Below are 19,678 nucleotides of genomic sequence, written 5' to 3' on the forward strand. Positions count from 1 at the left end.
CGCAGGAGCAGCTTCATGAACGATTACAAGGACGTATTGGCGGGCAAGTGTCCCTTTGGCGGTGACCGGATCGGCGGCGCGTTCACCAGCAAGCCGACGCTGCAGGATTGGTATCCGAACCGGCTTCGCGTCGAGCAGCTGCATCGCAACGGCCCGCGCGCCAATCCGCTGGGCGACGACTTCGATTACAAGGCCGCGTTCGAGGCGATCGACCTTCAGGCGCTGAAGGCGGAGATCAAGGCGTTCCTGACGAGCTCGGTTGCCTGGTGGCCTTCCGACTATGGCAATTACGGGCCGCAGATGATCCGCATGGCCTGGCACGCCGCGGGCACCTATCGCATCGCGGACGGGCGAGGGGGCGCCGGCGAGGCACTCCAGCGGTTCGCGCCGATCGACAGCTGGTGGGACAATGGCAACACCGACAAGTCACGTCGCCTGATCTGGCCGATCAAGCAGAAATATGGCGATGCGCTGTCCTGGGGCGACCTTATGGTGCTGACCGGCAATTGCGCGCTCGAGATCATGAACTTCCCCACCTATGGCTATGCCGGTGGCCGGCGCGACGCCTGGGAGGCGGACGACGCTACCTATTGGGGTCCAGAGCATGTCGACATGACCACGGTCTCGTCGTTCGACGAGATGGTAAACCGGGACGAACGGTGGCGGGGCCGCAACGGCGACGCGGATTATGATCTTGAACAGCCGCTTGCCGCGACGCATCAGGCGCTGATCTACGTAAACCCGGAAGGCCCCTATGCCAGCGGCGACCCGATGGGGTCGGCACGCGACATCCGCGTCGCCTTCACGCGCATGGCGATGAACGACGAAGAGACGGTCGCGCTGATCGCCGGCGGCCATGCCTTCGGCAAGAGCCACGGCATGGTCAAAGCGGACCGAATCGGTGCGCCGCCGGAGATGGCGCCGATCGAAGAGATGGGTCTCGGTTGGCACAACCCGGAGGGCACAGGCGCCGGCGAATTCACGATGACCAACGGAATCGAGGGCAGCTGGACGCCCGACCCGACGACCTGGGACAACAGCTACCTGGAAAACCTGTTCAAGTTCGAATGGGAGCAGACGAAGAGCCCGGCCGGTGCGTTGCAGTGGACGCCCGTCGACAAGACCGCGCCGCACACGCCGGACGCGCACATCCCCGGCAAGACGCATCCGCTGATGATGATGACGAGCGACATCGCGCTGAAGGTCGATCCCGTCTATCGCGCGATCTGCGAGCGCTTCCTTAACGACTTCGACTATTTCACCGAGCAATTCTCCAAGGCCTGGTACAAGCTGACGCACCGCGACATGGGGCCGAAGGAGCGGTACCTTGGGGCCGAGAAGACGATCCAGGACGACCTGTTGTGGCAGGATCCGATCCCGCCGGTGGATCACCCGCTGATCGATGCCGATGATGCCGCATCGCTGAAGCGGCGAATCCTCGACACCGGGCTCAGCGTTTCCGACCTCGCCTTCACCGCCTTCTCGGCGGCATCGACCTATCGCCACAGCGACAAGCGCGGCGGCGCCAACGGCGCGCGCATCGCGCTGGCCCCGCAGAAGGACTGGGCGATCAATCGCCGCACGCTGCCGGTGATCGCGCGGTTGCGCGAGACAATGGACGCCTTCAACGGCTCGGCGCCGGGCGGCAAGAAGGTCTCGCTGGCGGATCTGATCGTGCTCGCGGGCTGTGCCGCGGTGGAGAAGGCGGCGGCCGACGCCGGCCTCGCGATCGACGTCCCCTTCGTCCCGGGCCGGATGGATACCGACGACGCGCGGACCGACGCCGACAGCTTCGAGTGGCTGAGGCCCGTGGTCGACGGTTTCCGCAACTATGTCGACGATCAGTTCGACACGATCACCGGCGGCAAGCTTTCGCCCGAGCAACTCTTCCTCGACAAGGCAAATCTGCTCGCGCTGAGCGCGCCCGAATGGGTGGTGCTGACCGGGGGATTGCGTGCGCTCGGCGCGAATTGGGACGGGTCCGATACCGGCCTGTTCACGGACCGTGTCGGCGTGCTGACGACCGACTTCTTCGATGTCGTCACGAGCATGGACTATGTCTGGGCGAAGGCGGACGAGGCGGGCCATGCGTTCACGGTCAGCGACCGCGACAGCGGCGAGACGCGCTTCCGCGCGACGCGCTGCGACCTGATCTTCGGCGCAAATTCGCAGCTGCGCGCGATCACCGAAGTCTATGCCTCCCGCGGCGGGCACGAACGCTTCGTTCGCGACTTCGTCGCCGTATGGGACAAGGTGATGATGGCCGATCGTTACGACAGCCATCAATAAGCACTGCGGCCGGGCGACATGATGTCGCCCGGCCATTTTGGCGTTAGACGGTGGTGCCCGCCAGATGGCCGATCAGCGCCGTCGCGGCCATTGCCAGCGCTCCCCAGAGGAGGACGCGAAGCGCGCCGCGGACCTGACTTGCGCCGCCGGCCGCGGCGCTGACGGCGCCAAGGATGCACAACGTCACGAGCACGCCGATCGTCACCACGGGAAGCACGAGCGCGTGTGACGACACGATGGCGAGTGCCACCGGCACCGCCGCACCAACGGAAAAGGATGCCGCCGAAGCAACGGCCGCCTGGACAGGACGGGCCGCGCCGCTGTCGGTGATACCGAGTTCGTCGCGCGCATGGGCAGCCAGCGGGTCGTGCGCCGTCAATTCGCGCGCGACCTGCCGTGCCGTTTCCCAGGTCAGTCCGCGCGCATGATGAATGGCGGCAAGCTCCGCCTCCTCGCCATGCGGGTCGTCGGCCAGCTCGGCATGTTCCTGCGCCAGATCGGCAGCCTCGAGATCGGCCTGCGAGCTGACGGATACATATTCGCCGGCCGCCATCGAAAAGGCGCCGGCAACAAGACCTGCGACGCCGGCGATGAGGATCGCATGGCGATCCGCACCGCTTGCACCGACGCCTACCACGAGGCTGGCGGTCGACAGGATGCCGTCATTGGCGCCCAGCACCGCCGCGCGCAGCCAGCCGGTGCGGTTGATGCGATGCTTTTCACGATGTCGGCGCATGGCCTTCGTCCCTCTCGTCAGCCTCGTACCGTCGCGCGATAGCGCGATACGCGGCGCCTGTATCCCCTGTCTTCAGAATGCACCGTGCAGCCGTACGGCGACGATGTTCGCCGGGCCCCGGTCGCGATTATAGGCGGGGTTGACGACCAGCTGATAATCCAGCGTCGTCTCGATTCCGCGCGCCGCGACGAACTTGTAATAGGTCTCGCCGATCAATTCGGCGCCCGGATGGGGCAGGCGGCCATCGCCGACCAGCACGCCGATCCCGCCTGCGTTCAGATAGGCGCGATGATCCCGGCTGATGCCGTTGACGATGGCGACGACCCCGACCGTATCCGCCGCACGGTGCCACGCCGCCCCCTTCAGCGCCATGCCAAGCTGCGCAGTGCGATCGATATCGGTGAAGTCGTAGGGTTCGATGGACCCGTCGGCGACGCCGGCCCGCGCGAACAGGCCGAGCGTGTCGCCGAGCTGCTGTTCGGCATTGGCGGCAACCCCGAGGCGCGTCTGCCGGCGGCGTACCGACGCGGTATCGATCGGATCGCCGGTCTGCGCGGCAAGCGACAATGCATCGTCGAAACGGCCGAAGCGCCCGCGATTGCGGAACAGCGTGACGCGCAATGCCCCCGGCTGTCCGTCGATCGTGTGGCGATGCTCCACCTCCGCATCCAGCTGATATTGGCCGAACCGCGATTCGAGCGTTTCGCCGTTGGGCACTTTCGACAGGTTGAAAGCGCCGACACGGAGCGTCCACGGCCCGCGATACCATTCCGCCGCGATGCCGGTCGAATAGCCCCATGCATCGGCCGCATAATCGAAACTGCCCGCGTCGACCGCCGACCAGTTGAGGAAGTCGCCGCGCGGATCGTGCGCAAAGCTGTTGGTGTCGAAGATGTCGCCGACGCCGAACTTGCCCATGGTCAGCACCAGGCGGTCGGTCGAACGTGCGCCGCCCAGCTGGTTGGCGCTGCCCGCCACCGCCTCGCGCGAGCCGCCGAGCGCGATCGTCTGACGCAGGAACACACGCTGGAGCCGAAGATAGGGCGACCTGCGCCCGACCTTATAGGCCTCCGCGCTCGGGAAGCCGGCGACGCCCAGCGTATTCGACAGGCCGAAGCCCTGGTCGACCTCCGGATTGATCCAGACCTCGCCTCCGGCCCAGGGGCGCAGGCCGGCGAACAACGTGACGTCGACGGTCTCGCGCGCCTGGTTCGGGGTCAGGCTGTTGGGTCCCGCATAGGGCGATGCGAAACTCGGCGTTGCCTGGACGACGTAGGTCGCCTGACCGTGCAGCGCGAAGCGCTCGGACGTGGCGCCCTCGCCGTCGGCAGCCGTCGCCGCCGTCTGCGTCGGCGCACGATCCTGCACCTCTTGCGCGAGCGCTCGCGCATGGATCGGCAGGCCGGCGAGCGCGCATGCGCCCGCCAGCAACAAATTGGACCTGGTCATGACGATCCCCCTGTCGTCGGAATGTTACAGCTGATGCATCAGCGCAAGGTGGATGATCCGGACGAGGACGAGGCCGCCGGCAACCACGAGATACAGGCGCAACGCCCCGAGCCAGAGCCGTTCGCCGCGGCCCATCCTCGCCGGAGCCAAGGCATCGAGCGGCGGCATCCGCCATTCGGCACGCCCGGACCGGTCGATGATGTCGGCCGGCGCGCGCGCCAGCACGCGCTGGCTCAGCCAGCCGATCGCCGCGACGGTCGTACCGACGCCCAGGATCCACAGCATCGCTCCGGCGCCGAATCCGGGTATCAGCACCGAGCCGGTGAGGATCACCGACAGCAGGATCAGCACCGCGATCACCGCGCCGGTGAACAGGTTGAGCCAGGGGCCGTTGCGCCACGGGCCCAGCACGGCCGCGTCATTGCATAGGAGCAGCAGGAAGACCGTGGCGCTTGGCAGGAGCACCCCCGCCAGCGACTGCACCGCATTGGTCAGCAGGCCGAGCGGCGTGCCGGGAATGAGCACGAGCGCTGCGGCGACGGCGACAAGGCCTGCATAGACGCAATAGAATCCGATCGACTCGCGGGGCGAGCGGTGAAGCGAATGGCGGATGCCGAAAGTGTCGCCGATCGCATAGGCCGTGCTGAGCGACACCGCCGAGGCGCCGATTATCGACGCATCGATCAAGGCGATGGCGAACAGCACTCCCATGACGTGGCCGCCCCGCGTGGCGATCGCATGCGCGACCGCCCCGGCATCGGTGAATCGACCGACACCCGTCGTTCCCGCAAAGGCGGCAGAGGTGAAGGCGATCATTGCCACCGCGCCGACGATCACGACGGCGATGCCGATCCAGAGGTCGACGCGGCTATACCCCATGAATTGCGGCCCGATGCGCTTGTCGATGAGATAGCTCTGCTGAAAGAACAGCTGCCATGGCGCCACGGTGGTGCCGACGATGGCGATGATCAGCAGCATCACGTCCGACAGTTGCCCGTGCCGCGGCAGGCCCGGCACGACCAGGTCGTGCACGACGCCGTGCACCGGCGGATGCATCGCCAAGGCGACCGGGATCAGGAGCAGCGAGCCGAAGACGAGGATCATCATGAAGCGCTCGAACCGGCGGAAGCTGCCCGTACTCGCCGCCGTAATGATCAGCAGCGCGGCAACGGCGACGCCTGCGAGCCGCGGTACGCCGAGATAATCGAGGCCAAGCGTGATCCCGATGAATTCGGTGACGATGGTCAGGGCGTTGAGCAGGAACAGGTCGACGACGCTGAACGCTCCCCAGAAACGGCCGAACCGCTGAAAGATCAGCCGGGCGTGTCCGACCCCTGTCACCGCGCCGAGCCGAAGCACCATTTCCTGGTTCACATAGAGGACCGGGACGAGCAGCAGCAGTGTCCATAGCAGGGACGTGCCATAATTCTGGCCGGCCTGGGTGTAGGTGCCGAACGCTCCCGCGTCATTGTCCCCCACCATGACGATGAGGCCGGGGCCGACGATCGCGGCCAGCGTCGCGAGCCGGCGGCGCCAGTTCCGGCGGGTACCGGTGTCGGCGACGTCGATCGTGCCGAACGCACCGATGATGTCGCCGGTATGCGCGCAATCGAGGTGGGCGGTGGGGCGGACGGCGCGCGCGGCGGGATCACCCGCCGGCAGCGCGAGGGCATGCTGGGTCATGGCACGAACTCCGCGTGCTATTTCGATTCAAATGTTTCCGGGCAGAGGCCGGCGTTCAGACCGTGGCGCCAGGGCCCTCGTCCATCCGCCGTATCGTGGCTGGACGACGCGCGGCCAGGCGGACCCGGCGGCTTAGCGGCTCGACGGGACGTAGATGGGCATGGCGTTCTATGCGCAGGAGCAAAAGGGTCATCGCGACCTCCTTGGGGACCGGGAAAAAATAACTTCCGGTCCGGGAGGTCGACGGACCGCCGTTCAGGCGGCGGGCGCGATCTCCCCCACCGGGGCACGTCCCGCGATCGGCATCAGTGGAGCAAAGCTCCTACTGTCGCCCTCGCCGGACAGGGTGCTAGATCGGGGTTTCATCGTCGTCCTTCGTCAGGCGCCAGGGGCGCGTTTGGCCATCGACTCGCGGCACGCCCGCGTCGATGGACGCGGCATACCCATCCGGGGTATAGGATCAAGTGTAAAATCGGTCATGGAAGGTGCGGACGGGCGTGAGCCACATCGAGAGGGAAAAGAAGAAGCTGCTCAACCGGCTCAAGCGCCTGCGCGGCCAGATCGAGGCGATCGAGCGCGCGGTCGAGGAGGATCGCGAATGCACGCGCGTGCTGCAACAGGCGACCGCCTGCCGTGGCGCGCTCGACGGCTTCATCGCGGAGGTGATCGAGGACCATATCCGCGCGCATCTGGTCGATCCCGCCGCGCCGGCCGATAGCGTGCAGCGCGCCGCCGCCGAGGAACTGGTGGAGATCGTCCACGCCTACCTGACCTGACCGACGAGGCCGGCATAGCGCGGGAAGCGGGAACCGCTGCGTCGCCGCGCGTTGTGTCGCCATGGCCTTCCATGCTCTTCAGCCCCTCGATTTCCGCGCGCCCGCGATCCTGCTGTCCGGCACGGTCGACCAGGCGATGTACGGGCAGTTTCGCCAGCAGCTCGACGCCGCGCCCGCAGAGGGATTGTGCGTCATCGAGCTGTCGACGCTCGGCGGCGATCCCGAGGTCGCGCGGATGATGGGCGAGGATGTCCGCTTCCGCAGCGAAATCGAGCCGGATCGTCGCATCGTCTTTCTCGGCAAGGCCGCGGTCTATTCGGCGGGCGTCACCTTCATGAGCTTCTTCCTCCGCGAGAACCGGTATCTGACCCGGGGCACGCGACTGATGATCCACGAGCGGCTGATGGGGTCCAGCCTGGAGATCAACGGTCCGCTGACGCGGTGCGTGGCGACCGTGGAGGCGAAGCTGAACGAGCTGCGGGCATCGATCGCCATCCAGAACGAAGGCTTCGCCAACCTCGTGCTGGGATCGGACGTTTCGCTGGACGAATTGATGGAGAAGGCCCCGAGCAACTGGTACCTGGATGCTGCGGAGGCACGCTCGCGCGGGCTCGTCGAGGCCGTCCTGTGACGGTCAGTCCGCCATGAACGGCGGCGGCGGGATCGTGGCGCGGACTTCGTCGAGCAGCATGGACCAGCGCATCGAAAGGTCGTCGAAATAGGCGTCGCGTTCCTCGATCCGCCGCGAGACGATCGGCGCGGCGGCATCGGTCGGGATGACGATCAGATCGATCGGACGGCCTACCGACAGGTTGGAGCGCATCGTCGAGTCGAAGCTGATCAGCCCCAGTTTCACCGCCTCGCTCGCCGGCATGTCGTACCGGAGCGAGCGGTCGAGGATGGGCTTGCCGTATTTGATGTCGCCGACCTGCAGGAAAGGCTTGTCGCGTTGGCATTCGATGAAATTGCCGGCCTCGTAGAACAGGTACAGGCGCAGTCGCTCGCAGCCTATCCGGCCGCCCAGCAGCAGCGACACGCCGGTCGAGATGCCCTGCGCGGCGAGGCCGATCGAGACCTGATGACGGGCGGCGAGCACCGCTTCGCCGACCAGCTGGGCCGCACGGAACATCGTCGGTGCGTCGCTAAGCCGGCGGGGCGGGCCGCCTTCCTCCGTCGGCGGCAGTCCCTCCGCCAGCGTCGACAGGACCAGCTGCGTCACCGAGAGATTGCCCGCCGTCGCGGCGACGAGCAGCCGGTCCGGGCCGGCCGCGAGGAGATGCAGCTTGCGATAGGTCGATATGTCGTCGACGCCGGCGTTGGTGCGCGTGTCCGCGATCATCACCAGTCCCTCTTCGACCAGCATGCCCAGACCGTAGGTCACCGGAAGGTCCGCTCCATCAACTCTGCCGCTGGTGCCCTGCCTGCGTCACCGACACCGCGACGTCCAGCGTTTCCTCGCCCCCGCCGATACGCGCACCGGCGATCGGCGCGGCTTCGCGATAGTCGAGCCCGATCGCGACGCGCACATAGGCATCGTCCGGACAGATGCCGTTCGCGCTGTCGAAGCCGACCCAGCCGAGATCGCCGACACAGGCTTCCGCCCAGGCGTGGGCCGCAGGCTGGTCGTCGGCACCGTCGCGACGGAACAGGTGCCCGGACACGTAGCGCGCGGGTATGTCCATCGCACGCGCCGCGGCGGCGAACACATGGGCGAAGTCCTGGCAGACCCCGTGCCCCATCGCCAGTGCGTCCGCCGCCGTCCGGCGCACGTCCATGCCGGTCGAATCGAACCGCATCCGCGTGGCGAGCAGGCGGTTCAGCGCATGCAGCCGGTCGAGCGGCGTGGCACCCGCCGCCCGCGTCTCGGCGGCAAGCGCATGGATGGCGCCATCCGCCACCGTCAGCGCCGAGCCGCGCAGGAAGACCGCGGCGGGCAGGGGCTCCGTCGTTCCGGCAACGACCCCCGCGCGATCCTCGGTCAGCACCTCTCCGGCGACCTCGATCGTCAGCGCGTCGAGCGGGCCGTCGACGTAGATCATCGTGACGTCGTTGCCATAGCCGTCGCGCGTGGCGCGAAGCCGTGCATCGCAATCCACGTCGATCTCCCAGCCGATCACCGTCTGCCCCGCGAAGCTGGGCGGCGTAAGGCGGGCGAGCTGCACCAGCCGCGCCTGGGGCGATGCGAAGCGATAGGTCGTGCGGTGGCGGACAATGAGGCGCATCAGGTGAACCGGAACTGCTGAGAAATGGCGCGGTCGAGATCGGCGATGTCGCCGATGAAGCGGCCCAGATATTCGTGGAGCCCGCCCTGGAACAGGCTGTCGATACTCGTGCCGCGCATCGCCTGCCGCTGCCGCCGCGCCAGCCGGTCCGCCTCGCCCTGCATGCCGGTCCGCTGGCCGATCCGGTTGAGCAGCGTGACGATCCGCTCCATCGACGCCATCAGCGACCGCGGCAGTTCGTCGCGCAGGATCAGGAATTCGGCGACGAGCCAAGGCCTAAGGCCTTGTCGATAGAGCCAGCGATAGGCCGTGACCGCCGATACGGTGCGCAATATTCCCGTCCACTGATCGCGATCGACCGCGCCACCGACAAGTTCGCCCTGCGGCAGCAGGAGATGGTATTTGACGTCGAGCAGCCGCGCCGTACCGTTCGCCCGTTCCACCGCGGTGCCGAGCGCGATGAAGGCGCGCGCCTCGTTGTGGAGCATGCGGTTCAGCGCGCCTTCGAAACCGCGTGCGTCCGCCTTGACCTCTTCGATCAGGTTCAGGATGCGCTCGCTGTCGCGCAGGTGCTGATGGCCGCGCACGCTGATCCAGGCGCGGTTGATCGACAGCCATGCCTCCCGCGACAAGGCGGTTCGCACCGCGCGCGCATCATGGCGGGCGGCGTCGATGCAGGAGCGGATCGAGCCCGGATTGGCAGCGGCGAGCAGCATATATTGCGCGACGTCCGCCGGCTGCAGCGGCGCGCCCGTCGCCTCGAAGCCCGCCGTGGCGGTGGCGACGGCGAGCGCGGAAGACCAGGCCTCGCTGCCCGCCGGACGCGCCGCCAGCTGATCGAGCCGCAGCGTCGCCTCGACCAGCTGAGCGGTGAACTCGGCCCGCTCGATGTAGCGCCCGAGCCAATAGAGCGAGGCGGCTGTACGCGACAGCATCAGGCGCGCCCTCCCGTCGCCGGATCGGTGAACAGATCGGGCAGGATCTGGCTCTGGTGCATGCCCTCCAGCGACTGCGACTGCGTCAGGAAAGGGTCGCCGAGCACGAAGCTGTCCTTGGTGCCGCCGCCCTGGCTGGAATTGACGACGAGCGACCCCTCGCGCAGCGCCACGCGGGTGAGGCCGCCGGGCGTGATCGTGATGCCGTCCGCCCTGGACAGGACGAACGGGCGGAAGTCCACGTGGCGCGGCGCGAGCCCGTCCTCCACGAGGGTCGGGCAGGTCGACAGTGCCAGCGTCGGCTGCGCGATGTAGCGATGCGGCTCCGCCTTGAGCGCGGCGCGGAAACGGTCGATCTCGGCGCGTGACGAGGTCGGGCCGACAAGCATGCCATAGCCGCCCGATCCGTCTACCAGCTTCACGACGAGTTCGTCGAGATGGTCCAGCGTATAGGCCAGCGCCTCCGGCTCGCGGCAGCGGAACGTCTGGACATTGGGCAGCAGAGCCTCGCCGCCGGAATAATAGCGCACGATTTCGGGCATGTAGCTGTAGATCGCCTTGTCGTCGGCGATCCCCGTCCCGGGTGCGTTGACGAGTGCGACGTTGCCCGCGCGATAGGCGGCGATCAGTCCCGGCACGCCCAATAGCGAGTCCGCGCGAAAGACGAGCGGGTCGAGGAAATCGTCGTCGATCCTGCGGTAGATGACGTCGACACGGACGGGACCCGAAATCGTCCGCATCCACACGACGTCGTCGCGCACCTCGAGATCCGCCGCCTCGACCAGCTCGATGCCCAGATTGTCGGCGAGGAAGCTGTGTTCGTAGAAGGCCGAATTGAACGGGCCGGGCGTCAGCAGCACGCAGACGGGTTCGTTCGCCGCGCGGTCGGGCGCGACCGAGCGCAGGGTCGACAGCAAGGCATCCGGATAGCCGTCGACCGCCTGTACGGGGAACATCGCGAACAGTTCCGGGCACAGGCGCAGCATCGCCTCGCGGTTCTCGATCATGTACGATACGCCCGACGGCGTGCGCGCATTGTCCTCCAACACGAAGAAGTCCGTCGGTCCCGTGCGGACGAGATCGATGCCGCAGATATGCGCGAAGACGTTCTTCGGCGGCCGGATGTCGGCGATCGGCGCGGCGAACTGCGGGTTGCGCAGGATCAGGTCGGCAGGAACGATCCCGTCCCTGAGGATGCGACGTTCGCCGTAGATGTCGAGCAGGAACGCGTTGATCGCCGCGACGCGTTGTTCGAGCCCCCGGGTCAGCGATGCCCATTCGCGCGCGCTGAACACGCGGGGCAGGATATCGAACGGGATGATCCGCTCCGCCGCCTCTTCCTCGCCATAAACGGCGAAGGTGATCCCGATCTGCCGGAAGGCGGCCTCCGCCGCATCGTGGCGTCGCTTCAGGTCCGCGACCGGCATCCGCCCCATCCAGTCGGTCAGCGCTCCAAGTTCGGGGCGCTGCCCGTCGCCGACGCCGAAAATCTCATCGAAAACCTGCCGATCCTGCATGGCGTCTCCCGGTCGGTCCCGAAGCTGCCGCAGCTTTGTGCAATGCACAAGGGCTTTGTCGGATCATGACACTTGCCGGTGCATGGGCGATCGTATCATGCGCGAGGAAACGTCCTTGCGATCCGTTCGTGCGTGGCATTCAGCGGTAGCTCCGCAGCCAGGCGATGCGCGTTACGGTCTGCTTGCTGAGGCATGCCGGATGGTCCAGCCGCACGATCGTTCCCGCGCCCGGACTGAGGTCCAGCGGGCAGGCGGCGTCGCGACGCGCGATCCATTGGCGCTGCGCGGCGCGGAGCACGGCTTGTCGGCTCGGGGTCAGCCGGCGCATCGTCGTGCGGTAGGTCGCGTTCAGTTCGGCATCCGCGCGGCGATAGTCCGCATCGTAACAGGCGGCCATCGCGTCGGTGACGCCCCGCGCCGCATCGCCGCTGGCAAGGCAGCGATCCAGTGTCGAGACGCCGGCGAGGGCAAGCGCGAGGATGAACATGGCCAGGTCTCCTATGGCAGACGGGGAGAATGATACGCAGACCGATCAGGTCGCGGCGATCCGCCGCAACTGGTCGATCGGCCACGCCAGCGGATTGCGGCGCGCAGCGCGGACCGTCGGGATCTCACGCAGCAGCAGCTCGACCGGGCGATCCTGCGGCACTGCCGATCGCGGTAGCCCCGCGTCCTGGTACCAAGACGCATCGGCTTCCGGATGCGGGCCGCTCAGCACGACCACGCCCTTGCCGCTACTGTAGCGGGCCGCGGCGATGTCGCCATTGCGATAGGCGGCGAGGGGGCGGAATCCCGGCCTGTCCGCAGCCTGCGGGAGATAGGGCCCGTCCTGATAATACAGGGTGCGATGGCGGTCGCCCCAACGGACTCCAACGACCGTGTCGGCTTCGGAATGCGCCTGCGTGCCTGGCCGGCCGACTTCGCTGTCCAGCGTCGCGTCGATCAGCGCGAGGTTCGTGCGGTCGGCGAGGTAGGCACCCATGCAGATGCCGATATAACCGCCCCCGTTGGCGACGAAGGACCGGATGGCAGACCGCCGCCCATCGCCCAGTGCGTGCAGGGCGCCGTCGATGTCCTGTCCACCGCCGGGCTGGATATAGACAGTATAACGGGACAGCGTCCGCGCCGACACGTCGCGCCGTTCGTTCGGACCGACGAAATCGACGCGATACTGCGGGTCGACGCGGTGGATCGCGCGCATCAGTGCTTCGGCGCAATCCTCGCAGGCCGCTGGCCCGCGATAGATGGCGATGCGCACCTCGTCGTCGTGTGACCGCAAGGCGGAGGCAGAAGAGGAGAGGCCGGCAAACGCGAGGATTGCCGCCACGACGACGATGGCTTTCATGACGGGCTCGCTCGGTGACTGCGGCGATCTCGGACACGGCGGGAGCCGCCTCCATCGTCATCAAGCCGTGTCGGCCGTGAAGGTTCCCCGGCGCGGTCCCGGATTTCGGCCGAAGGCGGCGTGCATAGACGCGGTGAAGCCCCTATGTTCGGCCTGCCACCATGGCCCGATCCGGTCGGATCGAGCCCGTCGAGAGGATGACGATGACGAGTTCCGCGTTGCTGCTTCCCACCGATTTGCCCCCGTTCGACGCACTGACGCCGGATGCGATCCTGCCGGCGCTGGAGCGAGCGATCGCCGACCAGGATGCGACGGTGGCTATGCTCGCGCGCGACCGACCGACCACGTTCGAGGAGGCGTGGATGCCGCTGGAGCGGGTCGGCAACGCGATCGACGCGCTGTGGTCGGCAGTATCGCATCTGCATGGCGTCGCCGACACGCCGGCGCTGCGCGCCGCCTATGCCGAGGGCATGGGGAAATTGGTCGAGGCGAGCACGCGTCTGCGCCAGGACCGCGGCATCTACGACATGCTGGTCGCGCTGTCGGCGACGCCCGCCTTCGCCGAGCTGCCGCGCGCGGATCGCGTCGCGGTGGAGCACGCGCTGCGCGACTTCCGCCTGTCGGGCGTCGCGCTGGACGCGGCGGAGCGCGAACGCTTCGCCGCCGTGTCGGTCGAGCTGTCGCAGCTGGCCACCGCCTTTGGCAGCGCGGTGCTCGACGCGACCGATGCGTGGAGCGAGCATGTCACCGATCCCGCGACGCTGGCGGGTCTGTCGGAAGCCGATCTGGCGATGTTCGCGGCGGCGGCGAAGGCCAAGGGTCTCGACGGCTGGCTCGTCACGTTGCACGCACCCAGCGTCAATGCCGTGCTGACGTTCGCGGAGGACCGTGCGCTGCGCGCGCGCGTCTATCGCGCCTTCGGCACCCGCGCTTCGGACGAGGGGCCGCATGCCGGCCAATTCGACAACGGCCCCCGTATCGCGCGGATCCTCGAGCTGCGCCACGAGCTGTCACGGCTGCTCGGCTTCACCGATCCCGTCGCATGGTCGCTCGCAACGAAGATGGCGCCCGACGGGGCCGAAGTACTGGCCTTTCTGCGCGACCTCGCGCGGCGGGCGAAACCGATCGCGGAACGGGAATTGGCCGAACTGCGCGAATTCGCCGCGGACGAGCTCGGGATTTCGGACCTCCAGCCGTGGGATGTCGGCTTCGCCAGCGAACGGCTGCGTGCCTCGCGCTATGCGGTCGACGAGCAAGCGGTGCGGGCCCACTTCCCGGTCGAGCGGGTGGTCGAGGGCTGGCAGGCGCTGCTCCACCGCCTGTTCGGCATCCGGCTCGCGCCGCGCGACGACGTCGCGCTGTGGCACGAGGATGCGCATTACTACGACGTGGCGGATGACGAGGGACGCGTCTTCGCGGGCCTCTACGTCGATCTTCATGCCCGGACGGGCAAGCGCGGCGGCGCGTGGATGTCGGAGGCACGGCCCCGGCTCAACGACGGCAACACGATCGGCGTGCCGGTCGCCTATCTCGTCTGCAACTTCGCGCCGAAGAGCGGGGACGCGCCGTCGCTGCTCAGCCACAACGACGTCGTCACGCTGCTGCACGAGACGGGGCATTGCCTGCATCACCTGTGCACGCGCGTCGATCGGCCCAGCATCGCCGGCACGAGCGGCTTCGAGTGGGACGCGATCGAGCTGCCGAGCCAGTTGATGGAGGATTTCGCCTGGGACCGGGCGGTGCTGACCAGCATGTCGGGTCATTACAAGACCGGGGCGCCCCTGCCGCCGGAGATGTTCGAGAAGCTGGTGGCGGCGCGCCGATATCACTCCGCGCTGTTCGTGGTGCGGCAGGTCGAATTCGCGCTGTTCGACCTGTTGCTGCACCTGGGCACGATGGGGTCGGATCCGATCGAGGTACTGGAAGCGGTTCGTGACGAGGTGGCGGTGATCCGCCCCCCTGCCTGGCATCGCTTTCCCCATGCCTTCAGCCACATCTTCGCGGGGGGCTATGCGGCGGGCTATTACAGCTACCTGTGGGCGGAGGTCCTCGCGGCGGACGGCTTCCGGCGGTTCGCGGAGGCGGGGCTGGTCGACCGGGCGACCGGCGATGCCTTCCGCGACGAGGTGCTGGCGCGCGGTGCGAGCCGACCGGCGGCGGACAGTTTCCGCGCGTTCCGCGGTCGCGACGCCGATGTCGAGGCACTGCTCATCCGCCGCGGGCTTGCATGACCGATTTCGTCGCGACGCGTGCTGCGTTCGACCTGCCGGAGGGGCTGGTCTACCTCGACGGCAACTCGCTGGGACCACTGCCCCGCGCGGCGGCGGCACGCGTCGAGCGGACGATCCGCGCGGAATGGGGCGAGCGGCTGATCCGGGCCTGGAACGATGCGGGCTGGATGGCGCAGCCGCCACGCGTCGGGGATCGCATCGGCCGGCTGATCGGCGCGCCCGCGGGCAGCGTCGTGGTCGGCGACACGCTGTCGATCAAGGTCTATCAGGCCCTTGCCGCCGCGCTCGCGCTCCGGCCGAAGCGTCGGATCGTCCTGTCAGACAGCGGTAATTTCCCGACCGACCTGTACATCGCCCAGGGGCTGCTCGACACGATGGGGCAGGGGCATGCGTTGCGCGTCGTCGCGCCGGAGGCGGTCGCAGACGCGATCGACGAGGACGTTGCCGCGGTGATGCTGACGGAGGTCGACTATCGTACCGGACGGTTGCACGACATGGCGGCGTTGACCGCGCACGCGCATGCGGCCGGTGCGCTGACGGTCTGGGACCTGGCGCATTCGGCCGGCGCGATCCCCGTCGACCTGTCCGCCGCCGGCGCGGATTTCGCAGTCGGCTGCACGTACAAATATCTCAACGGCGGCCCGGGTGCCCCGGCGTTCATCTATGTCGCGCCGGACCATGCCGACGACGCGCGACCTGCCCTCGCGGGCTGGATGGGTCATGAGAAACCCTTTGCCTTCGCTCCGGACTATCGCCCCGGCGCGGGGATCGAGCGGATGCGCGTCGGCACGCCGCCGGTCATCGCACTCGCCGCGCTCGAGGCGGCGCTCGACGTCTGGGACGGGGTGTCGATGGCCGACGTCCGCGCCGCCTCGCTCGACCTGTCGGAGCGGTTCATCGCCGAGGTGGAGGCACGCTGCCCGACGCTGACGCTTGCCAGCCCGCGCGACGGCCGCCGGCGGGGCAGCCAGGTGTCGTTCCGCCATCCCGATGCTTATGCCATCATGGCGGCGCTGATCGATCGCGGCGTGATCGGCGACGTGCGCGCGCCCGACATCCTGCGCTTCGGCTTCACGCCATTGTATCTCGGCCATGCGGAGGTGGCGCGCGGCGCGGCGATCCTGGGAGAGATCATGACGAGCGAGGCATGGCGCGATCCCCGCTACCAGGTGCGGCAGGCGGTGACGTGAGCGACCGCCCCTACGACCCCGCCGGCGACGGCGCCGAGATGTCGTTTCGCGGGCGCATGTCCTATGGCGACTATCTGTCGCTGGACGCGATCCTCGATGCGCAGCATCCGCTGTCCGATGCGCACGACGAACTGCTGTTCATCGTCCAGCACCAGACGAGCGAATTGTGGCTCAAGCTCGCGCTGCACGAGATGGAGGCGGCGTGCGCGGCGATCGCGAGCGACCGGCTCGACGTCGCCTTCAAGATGCTGACCCGCGTCGCACGCATCTTCGAGCAGCTGAACGGCGCGTGGGACGTGCTGCGCACGATGACGCCCTCGGAATATTCGCAATTCCGCACCTCGCTGGGTCAGTCCTCCGGTTTCCAGTCCTACCAGTATCGCGCGATCGAATTTGTCGCCGGCAACCGCAATGCGGCGATGCTGAAACCGCATGCGCACCGCGCCGACCTGGATGCGCGGCTGCGCGCGATCCTGGCGCGGCCGAGCCTGTACGACGAGGCGATCCGCCTGCTCGCGCGTCGCGGCTTCGCCGTGGAGCAGGAGCGCCGCGACCTTGCCGACCAGCGGGGCGAAAGCGAGGCGCTGGTCGACGCCTGGGCGCGCATCTATGCCGATCCCGCGGGGCAATGGGACCTGTACGAGCTCGCCGAGAAGCTGGTCGATTTCGAGGACTATTTCCGCCGCTGGCGCTTCAATCACGTCACGACGGTGGAGCGGATCATCGGCCTGAAGCGCGGGACCGGCGGCGCGTCGGGTGTCGCCTATCTTCGACGGATGCTCGACGTCGTGCTGTTTCCCGAGTTATGGCGGGTTCGGACGGTTCTGTAGCGGATTGAGGCGGGGGACGGCATGGCGCGGGGCGGTAACGGATGCGAGGCGACGCGGCGCGCCTGGCTCGACGAGGCGGTGCGACGGATCGAGGCGGACTTCAACCGTTCGGCGGACACGCACCTCATCCACCTGCCGCTGCCGCGCTATCCGGGCATTGACCTGTACCTCAAGGACGAGAGCAGCCATCCTACCGGCAGCCTGAAGCACAGGCTGGCCCGATCCCTGTTCCTCTATGCGCTGTGCAACGCCTGGATCGGTCCGGGGACAACCGTGATCGAGGCATCGTCGGGTTCGACCGCGGTCAGCGAGGCCTACTTCGCGCGCATGCTCGGCCTGCGTTTCATCGCCGTCGTCCCGGCCTCGACCGCCGCGCCCAAGCTCGACGCGATCCGTTTCCACGGCGGCGAGATTCATGCCGTCGACGATCCGCGCTCCGTCTATGACGTCGCGCACCGGCTCGCGGCCGAGACGGGCGGTCATTATCTCGACCAGTTCACCTATGCGGAGCGCGCGACCGACTGGCGCGGCAACAACAACATCGCCGAAAGCATCTTCGCGCAGATGGCGGAGGAGCGCTATCCGACCCCGTCATGGATCGTCTGTGGCGCGGGAACCGGTGGCACGTCGGCGACGATCGGGCGATTCCTGCGCTATCGCCGCCATGCGACCCGGCTGTGCGTCGCCGATCCCGAGCATTCGATCTTTCATCGTCACTTCGCCGATCGCGGCGAGACCGTGCTGCCGGAGGGATGCTGCAGCTGTATCGAGGGTATCGGCCGCCCCCGCGTGGAGCCGAGTTTCGTCCCCAGCGTAATCGACCGCATGATCCCCGTCGCCGACGCCGACAGCATCGGCGCCATGCGTGCCCTGTCCCGGCGTCTCGGCCGCAACGTCGGCGGGTCGACGGGTACCAACCTATGGGCGTGCCTTCGGATCGTCGAGGAGATGGCGGCGCGGGGCGAAAGGGGGAGCATCGTCACGCTGCTATGCGATGGCGGCGACCGTTATGCCTGCACCTATTATCAGGATGCGTGGCTGGCGGAGCGAGGCATCGGCTGGATCGACGCGGACGGGGCGACCACGGCCGCCCTGGCCGGCTGACCCGTTACGTCGCGGCCCGCCGCAGCTTAGGCCAGCGCATCGCGAGCGATCCGACGGCGCTCAGGCAAGCGGCGGGTCGGCGCTTTCGACCAGTTCGACGGCCTCGAACCCATAGCTGCGCCAGCCGCGCTGCCGCTCCGCATCCGCTGCCGCGGCGCGCTTCCCGGTCGTCTCGCGCAGCGATTTCGCATGGCCCCAGAACACCTCCGTCTTGCCGTCCGCCGTCACGGCAACTATCCGCCAGTAATGCGTGAGCGGCGCGGCCGTCGGACCGATCGTCTTCACGTAGCCATCCGGCATCGTCGCGGTGAGATAGCGTTTGCGCTTCGCCATGCTGGTCCTTGCCTGAAGACCCTGCCCGAAGCACGACGGCGCGGCGCATGGCAAGGTCAGCGGCGCGCCCGCTCCCACGTGGTGCGATAGGCGAGGAGGGCTTCGACCGCGTCCGTCTGGAACAGGCGTACGCCTTGATCGGCGAGTCGACCCCATACCGCCTGCGGGTCGTGCCGCGCCTCCGGATCGCCGCCCATCCCCGTCACGAAACCGTGGAACAGCGTGTTGATCCAGATCGGAACGCCGAGCGCCTTGGCTCGCGTGGTGATGGCGGGAAGCGCGGTGACCGGCAGTATCGGCAGCTCGATCGCGATCGGCCGGGTCGGGCCCTGCATCTGCTTGTCGATGATTCCGGCGACATCCGCCGCCCGGGGGTCACCGGTGATCGGGATGACCGCAAAGGGTACACGGTCATAGGGCGGGATCGATGCAAGCGGCACGGAGGCCATTCCGGCGGACGTCTTGACGATGACGCGATCGGTTGCGCTGGCGCGGTGGACGGCATCGACGACTTCCCCGTAGATCGCGTCCTTGACGTCGAGGTTGAGGACGATCCCGTCCTTCGCGAGCGCCAATATCTCGTCGAGGGTAAGGACGCGCTGATCCGACAGCGGCGCACCCGGACCGCCCTCGTCCTGTCGGAGTCGCAGCGCCTTGAGCTGCGCGAGGGTAAGGTCGGCGACCCGACCCGTGCCGTCGGTGGTGCGGTCGACACGCTCGTCGTGCATGATCACGAGCGCACCGTCCCGACTGCGCCGGACGTCGGTTTCCATCACGTCGGCACCCAATGCGACACATTGCGCGAGCGCGGCGGCGGAATTTTCGGGAGTAGGACCCAACCCGTGCAGCGGGGCGGCTTCATGGCAGCCGCGATGCGCGATCACGATCAGGCCGCCGCGCGGATCGCGGATGCGACGAAGTGCATCCGGCGGCGCCGCCTGAACGGCGGAACAGGCGAGCAGACCGGTGACGGCCGCGAGGAGCAGGCGTTGCATGAACATTTCCATCGAAAAAGGCGGGCGGCCGCGACGGGCCGCC

The 19,678-nt window shown here is 67.9% G+C and carries 18 protein-coding genes; 7 read left to right on the plus strand and 11 right to left on the minus strand.

The genetic code is table 11. From position 1 onward, the window contains the following. Window positions 1-15 precede the first annotated feature (15 nt). Complete coding sequence (katG, locus tag RF701_RS01820) at window positions 16-2,289, plus strand: catalase/peroxidase HPI (RefSeq protein ID WP_308813877.1); 2,274 nt, start codon at window positions 16-18, stop codon at window positions 2,287-2,289. A 43-nt stretch (window positions 2,290-2,332) separates the two neighbouring features. On the opposite strand, the gene RF701_RS01825 is transcribed toward katG, so the two are convergent. From RF701_RS01825 to RF701_RS01835, 3 genes are all read right to left on the minus strand, one after another. Further along, on the minus strand, window positions 2,333-3,025 hold the full coding sequence (locus RF701_RS01825; protein ID WP_308813878.1) for a VIT family protein: 693 nt from the start codon (window positions 3,023-3,025) through the stop codon (window positions 2,333-2,335). Between the two features lie 72 nt (window positions 3,026-3,097). Continuing rightward, window positions 3,098-4,474, minus strand: coding sequence for a carbohydrate porin (locus RF701_RS01830; protein ID WP_308813879.1), 1,377 nt, complete (start codon window positions 4,472-4,474; stop codon window positions 3,098-3,100). Between the two features lie 24 nt (window positions 4,475-4,498). Beyond that, a complete protein-coding gene (locus RF701_RS01835) occupies window positions 4,499-6,157 on the minus strand; it encodes a divalent metal cation transporter (protein ID WP_308813881.1) in 1,659 nt (552 codons plus the stop codon). Between the two features lie 497 nt (window positions 6,158-6,654). Between RF701_RS01835 and RF701_RS01840 the strand changes: the two genes are divergently transcribed. Next, a complete protein-coding gene (locus RF701_RS01840) occupies window positions 6,655-6,933 on the plus strand; it encodes a metal/formaldehyde-sensitive transcriptional repressor (protein WP_203311071.1) in 279 nt (92 codons plus the stop codon). 61 nt (window positions 6,934-6,994) lie between these two features. Next, a complete protein-coding gene (locus tag RF701_RS01845) occupies window positions 6,995-7,564 on the plus strand; it encodes a peptidase S14 (RefSeq protein ID WP_210358773.1) in 570 nt (189 codons plus the stop codon). A gap of 3 nt (window positions 7,565-7,567) precedes the next feature. Here RF701_RS01845 and RF701_RS01850 read toward each other — a convergent pair whose 3' ends face one another. From RF701_RS01850 to RF701_RS01875, 6 genes are all read right to left on the minus strand, one after another. Further along, window positions 7,568-8,314: a peptidase gene (locus tag RF701_RS01850; RefSeq protein ID WP_203311069.1), complete on the minus strand. Its 747-nt coding sequence runs from the start codon at window positions 8,312-8,314 to the stop codon at window positions 7,568-7,570. A 16-nt stretch (window positions 8,315-8,330) separates the two neighbouring features. Then, window positions 8,331-9,155, minus strand: coding sequence for a transglutaminase family protein (locus RF701_RS01855; RefSeq protein ID WP_308813882.1), 825 nt, complete (start codon window positions 9,153-9,155; stop codon window positions 8,331-8,333). Beyond that, entirely contained in the window at window positions 9,155-10,090 is a 936-nt protein-coding gene (locus RF701_RS01860) for an alpha-E domain-containing protein (RefSeq protein WP_308813883.1), read from the minus strand. The genes RF701_RS01855 and RF701_RS01860 overlap by 1 nt, the downstream gene beginning before the upstream one ends. Beyond that, complete coding sequence (locus tag RF701_RS01865; protein ID WP_308813884.1) at window positions 10,090-11,607, minus strand: circularly permuted type 2 ATP-grasp protein; 1,518 nt, start codon at window positions 11,605-11,607, stop codon at window positions 10,090-10,092. Before RF701_RS01865 ends, RF701_RS01860 begins: the two co-directional genes overlap by 1 nt. Window positions 11,608-11,746: 139 nt before the next feature. Next, window positions 11,747-12,094, minus strand: coding sequence for a lysozyme inhibitor LprI family protein (locus RF701_RS01870; RefSeq protein ID WP_308813885.1), 348 nt, complete (start codon window positions 12,092-12,094; stop codon window positions 11,747-11,749). Window positions 12,095-12,139: 45 nt separating this feature from the next. Beyond that, a complete protein-coding gene (locus RF701_RS01875) occupies window positions 12,140-12,952 on the minus strand; it encodes a BPL-N domain-containing protein (protein WP_203311064.1) in 813 nt (270 codons plus the stop codon). Window positions 12,953-13,155: 203 nt separating this feature from the next. Between RF701_RS01875 and RF701_RS01880 the strand changes: the two genes are divergently transcribed. The 4 genes from RF701_RS01880 to RF701_RS01895 are packed head-to-tail and all read left to right on the plus strand — an operon-like array spanning window position 13,156 to window position 18,307. After that, window positions 13,156-15,183 carry a M3 family metallopeptidase gene (locus RF701_RS01880; RefSeq protein ID WP_374758578.1) on the plus strand — a complete coding sequence of 676 codons (2,028 nt, stop codon included), beginning with the start codon at window positions 13,156-13,158 and terminating at the stop codon, window positions 15,181-15,183. Further along, complete coding sequence (kynU, locus tag RF701_RS01885; RefSeq protein WP_288934750.1) at window positions 15,180-16,373, plus strand: kynureninase; 1,194 nt, start codon at window positions 15,180-15,182, stop codon at window positions 16,371-16,373. Before RF701_RS01880 ends, kynU begins: the two co-directional genes overlap by 4 nt. Continuing rightward, window positions 16,370-17,203 carry a tryptophan 2,3-dioxygenase gene (gene kynA, locus RF701_RS01890; protein WP_308813886.1) on the plus strand — a complete coding sequence of 278 codons (834 nt, stop codon included), beginning with the start codon at window positions 16,370-16,372 and terminating at the stop codon, window positions 17,201-17,203. The genes kynU and kynA overlap by 4 nt, the downstream gene beginning before the upstream one ends. A 21-nt stretch (window positions 17,204-17,224) precedes the next feature. Next, window positions 17,225-18,307, plus strand: coding sequence for a PLP-dependent cysteine synthase family protein (locus RF701_RS01895; protein WP_308813887.1), 1,083 nt, complete (start codon window positions 17,225-17,227; stop codon window positions 18,305-18,307). A 60-nt stretch (window positions 18,308-18,367) separates the two neighbouring features. Here RF701_RS01895 and RF701_RS01900 read toward each other — a convergent pair whose 3' ends face one another. After that, entirely contained in the window at window positions 18,368-18,640 is a 273-nt protein-coding gene (locus RF701_RS01900) for a hypothetical protein (protein WP_308813888.1), read from the minus strand. A 56-nt stretch (window positions 18,641-18,696) separates the two neighbouring features. Further along, the gene (locus RF701_RS01905) at window positions 18,697-19,635 is read right to left on the minus strand and encodes a glycerophosphodiester phosphodiesterase family protein (RefSeq protein ID WP_308813889.1); all 939 of its coding nucleotides are present in this window, start codon (window positions 19,633-19,635) and stop codon (window positions 18,697-18,699) included. Window positions 19,636-19,678: the final 43 nt, after the last annotated feature.

The organism is Sphingomonas sp. GV3, from assembly GCF_031082075.1.
Taxonomy (GTDB): Bacteria; Pseudomonadota; Alphaproteobacteria; order Sphingomonadales; family Sphingomonadaceae; genus Sphingomonas; species Sphingomonas beigongshangi.

What these genes read in the sequence shown, in the direction of transcription:
- RF701_RS01855 (WP_308813882.1), bottom strand. Translation starts at nt 9,155, where the DNA reads ATGCGCCTCATTGTCCGCCACCGCACGACCTATCGCTTCGCATCGCCC.
- RF701_RS01875 (WP_203311064.1), bottom strand. Translation starts at nt 12,952, where the DNA reads ATGAAAGCCATCGTCGTCGTGGCGGCAATCCTCGCGTTTGCCGGCCTC.
- kynU (WP_288934750.1), top strand. Translation starts at nt 15,180, where the DNA reads ATGACCGATTTCGTCGCGACGCGTGCTGCGTTCGACCTGCCGGAGGGG.
- RF701_RS01880 (WP_374758578.1), top strand. Translation starts at nt 13,156, where the DNA reads ATGACGAGTTCCGCGTTGCTGCTTCCCACCGATTTGCCCCCGTTCGAC.
- RF701_RS01900 (WP_308813888.1), bottom strand. Translation starts at nt 18,640, where the DNA reads ATGGCGAAGCGCAAACGCTATCTCACCGCGACGATGCCGGATGGCTAC.
- RF701_RS01835 (WP_308813881.1), bottom strand. Translation starts at nt 6,157, where the DNA reads ATGACCCAGCATGCCCTCGCGCTGCCGGCGGGTGATCCCGCCGCGCGC.
- RF701_RS01895 (WP_308813887.1), top strand. Translation starts at nt 17,225, where the DNA reads ATGGCGCGGGGCGGTAACGGATGCGAGGCGACGCGGCGCGCCTGGCTC.
- RF701_RS01845 (WP_210358773.1), top strand. Translation starts at nt 6,995, where the DNA reads ATGGCCTTCCATGCTCTTCAGCCCCTCGATTTCCGCGCGCCCGCGATC.
- katG (WP_308813877.1), top strand. Translation starts at nt 16, where the DNA reads ATGAACGATTACAAGGACGTATTGGCGGGCAAGTGTCCCTTTGGCGGT.
- RF701_RS01905 (WP_308813889.1), bottom strand. Translation starts at nt 19,635, where the DNA reads ATGCAACGCCTGCTCCTCGCGGCCGTCACCGGTCTGCTCGCCTGTTCC.
- RF701_RS01865 (WP_308813884.1), bottom strand. Translation starts at nt 11,607, where the DNA reads ATGCAGGATCGGCAGGTTTTCGATGAGATTTTCGGCGTCGGCGACGGG.
- RF701_RS01870 (WP_308813885.1), bottom strand. Translation starts at nt 12,094, where the DNA reads ATGTTCATCCTCGCGCTTGCCCTCGCCGGCGTCTCGACACTGGATCGC.
- RF701_RS01825 (WP_308813878.1), bottom strand. Translation starts at nt 3,025, where the DNA reads ATGCGCCGACATCGTGAAAAGCATCGCATCAACCGCACCGGCTGGCTG.
- RF701_RS01860 (WP_308813883.1), bottom strand. Translation starts at nt 10,090, where the DNA reads ATGCTGTCGCGTACAGCCGCCTCGCTCTATTGGCTCGGGCGCTACATC.
- RF701_RS01830 (WP_308813879.1), bottom strand. Translation starts at nt 4,474, where the DNA reads ATGACCAGGTCCAATTTGTTGCTGGCGGGCGCATGCGCGCTCGCCGGC.